The organism is Crocosphaera sp. Alani8, assembly GCF_038442745.1.
Taxonomy (GTDB): Bacteria; Cyanobacteriota; Cyanobacteriia; order Cyanobacteriales; family Microcystaceae; genus Crocosphaera.
Map to the genome: position 1 here is coordinate 1 of NZ_JARVCN010000288.1, position 4,101 is coordinate 4,101.

Sequence of the window (4,101 nt, forward strand, 5' to 3'; positions counted from 1 at the left end):
GTTTGGCCTAAGTTTTCGCAGCGAGTGACCCCTGGCTTTTTGAGAAGATACGATTGGGCAACGGTTTTGTTTCGCTTATTTGATCCCTTGCGATCGCTTAAAGAATGTACCATTATGAACCAGGTTTCTACTGAGTTTGTGGCTTATTTCAAAGTAGCGATTGCCCAACGAAGAGAGAATCCTCAAGGGGATCTACTAACAGAATTAATTCATGCTCAAAGCAAAGGTGAACGCCTCAGTGATGGGGAAATTATTCATCTGTGTATTATGACCTTTGTAGCCGGGGAACAAACCACCATTGCGGCCCTTAGCAATGGGATCTTAAGCTTACTCAACCATCCCCAACAGTTAGCTCTACTACGCCATAATCCTGAATTGGCCGCCAGTGCAGCTGAAGAGATTTTTCGCTACGAAAGCCCTACCCAATATGTCATGCGGGTGGCTAATGAAGCAATAAACATAGGTGGACAGGCCATCGCACCTGGAGAAAATGTGGTTCTATGTTTGGGAGCAGCTAATCGTGATCCTAGTCAATTTCCAGATCCTGATCGCTTTGATATCGAACGCAAAAATAATCGTCATTTGGCTTTTGCGGCGGGTCGGCATTTTTGTATTGGAGTCGGTTTGGCGCGGTTAGAAGTGCCGATTGTTTTAAATGCTTTAATCCAAGGATTACCAAAGTTTTCCGGTAGCATTCAAGACCCAGTTTGGCGAGAAAATATTGTCTTGAGGAGTTTAAGATCCCTACCTCTAAGGTGGTAAAAACCGAGCAGTTGCAAAACGTGCTAAGATTGCAACATTTTATGTCCAAGAATTTTCTTTTTGTTGCTTATGTCTCCATTAAATGCCCCTGCTGAGGTAATTTCTCCTAAAACCATTCAAGATTGGTTAGTAGTCCGTGTAGCCACTCAGCTTAACATGCAACCAGAAGATGTGGGTGTTGATATTCCCTTCGATCGCTATAATTTGGAATCCTACGATGTAGTCAGTATTATGGCAGAACTAGAAGACTGGTTGGAACAAGAATTCAATGATCCCACTTTAATGTATCAGTACAACACAATAGCAACATTGTCCCAATATCTAGGGAACCATTTATTGGCAGTTAATGAATCAAACCCCTAGTAAGAGGCATCAGTTATGCTGTTTAACTCCTATGTCTTTATTTTTCTATTTCTGCCGATTACATTACTCGGATTTTATGGCTTAGGCACTTGGGGAAGTCGCCAACTGGCGCTTATTTGGCTGGTGGTAGCATCTTTGTTTTTCTACAGTTGGTGGAATATCAACTATCTGGGGCTGTTTTGTTTCTCTATGTTTCTCAACTTTTTCCTGGGCAGCGCCTTAGCAGGAGAAATAGAAATACCCTTGAAGAAAATCTGGTTACTACGTCTAGGAATAACTTTAAATCTAGGTGTTTTAGTCTATTTCAAATATGCAGACTTAACCATATTGTCCCTAAATAGCCTGATAAATACAAATTTTCCCCTGCTAAGAGTCTTTTTACCCCTGGCAATTTCTTTTTTTACATTTCAACAAATTGCCTATTTAGTAGATGTTTATCGGGGTAAAGTCAAAGAAAATAGTTTTGCTAACTATTGTTTATTTATCAGTTTTTTCCCTCAGTTAATTGCTGGTCCAATTGTTTATTATCGTGAGTTAATTCCTCAATTTGAACGTCAGAAAAGTTTTCGCTTGAACCCAGAAAATGTACTGGTTGGGGTGACAATGTTTTCTATGGGGTTATTTAAAAAAACAGTCCTAGCAGATAATATTGCCCCAATTGCCACAAAAGTGTTCAATACGGCAGTCTTTAATCAACCACTAACTTGCGCCGAAGCTTGGGTCGGTGCCATTGCCTTTGCCCTACAACTGTATTTTGATTTTTCCGGTTACACAGATATGGCTATCGGTGCCGCACGAACTTTCGGCATCCGATTACCAATTAATTTTAATTCCCCCTATAAATCTGTGAAAATCAGTCAACTGTGGCGTAACTGGCACATGACTCTCACTCGATTTATGCGAGAATATGTCTTTTTTCCTTTATCTCGTTATTTACAAAATTTGGCTTTATCCTCGAAAACAGTATCTATGAATGCCGGCAATACCAATCTAGTAACCACCACCAGTACCTTAATTGTGATGCTGTTGATTGGAATTTGGCACGGTGCGGGCTGGAATTATCTGATTTGGGGTGCCATCAATGGAGTGTATTTGATTGGTTATCAACAGTGGCGAGAACTTCGCCGCCGTTTGGGACATAACCTCAATCATCGTACCTGGTGGAGCGATTTACTTGGTTGGTGTGTTACCTTTTTTCTCTGGTGTGTAGCGTTGGTGTGGGCTAAAGCTGACAGTATGCAAGAAGCCACTAATGTCTGGGGTGGAATGTTTGCTGGAGGCGGTTTTGTACTTCCCAATTTTGCCCAGGGACAAATGTGGTCAGATGTGTTATTTCCAACTACTCAATTGAAGCTAATTAGAGTGTTATTTTGGCTCGGCTTGTTGTTAGCAATTGCGGTGTTAACCCCCAACACTCAACAATGGTTGGAAAAATATCAACCTGCTCTGGACCATTACCCCATCCCTACCCCTAAAAACTGGTATCAACGCTTTTGGCTGAAACAACGCTGGCAAATAACCCCTTATTGGGCGGTAATCTCAGCTATACTCACTTTAATTGCTATTCTTTCAGTGGGTCGGCAACAGGAATTTATTTATTTTCAGTTCTAATTGTCCAATTATTTTCTAAAATACAATGTCTGCGATCGCCCGTTATGGAAAAATTTATTTTGGCTCACTACTCACCAGTCTAACTCTCATTGCTGGATTTAATTGGGCAATAGACCCGGCTGATATTTTTCGTGCCATTGAGGGAAATTTTAATGAAGTTAAACCCTTCGTAGATCGTCAAGGAAGCAGTCGAGTTAAATCCTTGGAATTAGCAGAGGAGAATTACGATACTTTGTTAGTGGGCAACTCAAGGGTATTTTGGGGACTCAATCCCGAAGCACCTGCTTTTGCTGGGTTAAATGCTTACAACGGGGGTATCAAGTCCGCTAGTCTCTATCAGGTGTCTGAAATACTTAAATATGCTGACCAACATCAAGACCTGAAAAAGGTGATTTTGGGACTAAATCTGAGTCTATTCGATGTGCGCCGTCCGGAAGTTTTACCTAGTCAAGATTTTCCTAATTCTGGGTTTGCCGGAAAAAATGTCGTCTTGGCTAATTGGGGTAGTCTTTTCTCTTACAAAACTTTGCTCCATTCAGGATTTACCCTACTCTACAATCGCCGAGAAACAACTCACGAGCGTTACACAGATCGAGGCTATTTGAATCCTGACTACCCTGGGGTTAGTCGAACCAAAAATTTCAAAAAGATTGCCATTAAAATGCAAAATGGAAACTATCCCAGTGCCTTTAACTATGGGAGAAAGACCCTTTCCGTTTTTCAAGAACTTCTAGATCTTTGCCGCGATCGCCAAATTGAACTAATTATTTTCATTGAACCAGGTCATGTTATTGCTGAAGAATGGTTGGTGGAGTCGAGGAATATCAAAACGGTGGAATCCTGGAAAAAAATAATTGTGGCCATGGTGGCGGCCTCTCAAGGGGATGTGACATTATGGGATTTTTCTGGCTATAACACTGTAACCAAGGAGAAAGTGCCTCAAGATGAAACCCAAGAAATGCAATATTTTCTTGATCCAATTCACTACACTAATGAAACTGGCCTGTTAATTGCCGAGCGAATTATGTTGGGGGATCTTAGTTCTGAAGCAGTGCCGGAAGATTTTGGGGTAATCCTGACTCCCGAGAATATCTCATCTCATATTGAAGCTATTGGCAACCAAGCAGAAACTTATCAAATTCAGCAATTGACCATTAATTAATTTGGATTTTTTATTGACATTTTTGACTTTAAATGATATAGTTCGCGCGTTAGAAAAACAGCACTCTTGAGGAGTGACAAAAAAATTATGTTCAAGAAAGCAGCATTAGTAGCTAGTCTAGCTGTTGCAAGCTTAAGTGTAAGTGCGGAGGGGAGCGACGCAAAAATGTCGCATCGACTAAATCTAGTCCAGGCAAGGGCTTG

4 protein-coding genes are annotated in these 4,101 nt (G+C 41.1%); all 4 read left to right on the plus strand.

What is annotated here, in order from left to right; genetic code table 11:
• Positions 1 to 762 (plus strand): cytochrome P450 (locus tag P9B04_RS15845; protein ID WP_342055956.1); only part of this gene is annotated, 762 nt, incomplete at its 5' end.
• A 69-nt stretch (positions 763 to 831) separates the two neighbouring features.
• Entirely contained in the window at positions 832 to 1,125 is a 294-nt protein-coding gene (locus P9B04_RS15850; protein WP_342055957.1) for an acyl carrier protein, read from the plus strand.
• A 15-nt stretch (positions 1,126 to 1,140) separates the two neighbouring features.
• Positions 1,141 to 2,736: an MBOAT family O-acyltransferase gene (locus tag P9B04_RS15855; RefSeq protein ID WP_342055958.1), complete on the plus strand. Its 1,596-nt coding sequence runs from the start codon at positions 1,141 to 1,143 to the stop codon at positions 2,734 to 2,736.
• 25 nt (positions 2,737 to 2,761) lie between these two features.
• Complete coding sequence (locus P9B04_RS15860; protein ID WP_342055959.1) at positions 2,762 to 3,898, plus strand: hypothetical protein; 1,137 nt, start codon at positions 2,762 to 2,764, stop codon at positions 3,896 to 3,898.
• Positions 3,899 to 4,101: the final 203 nt, after the last annotated feature.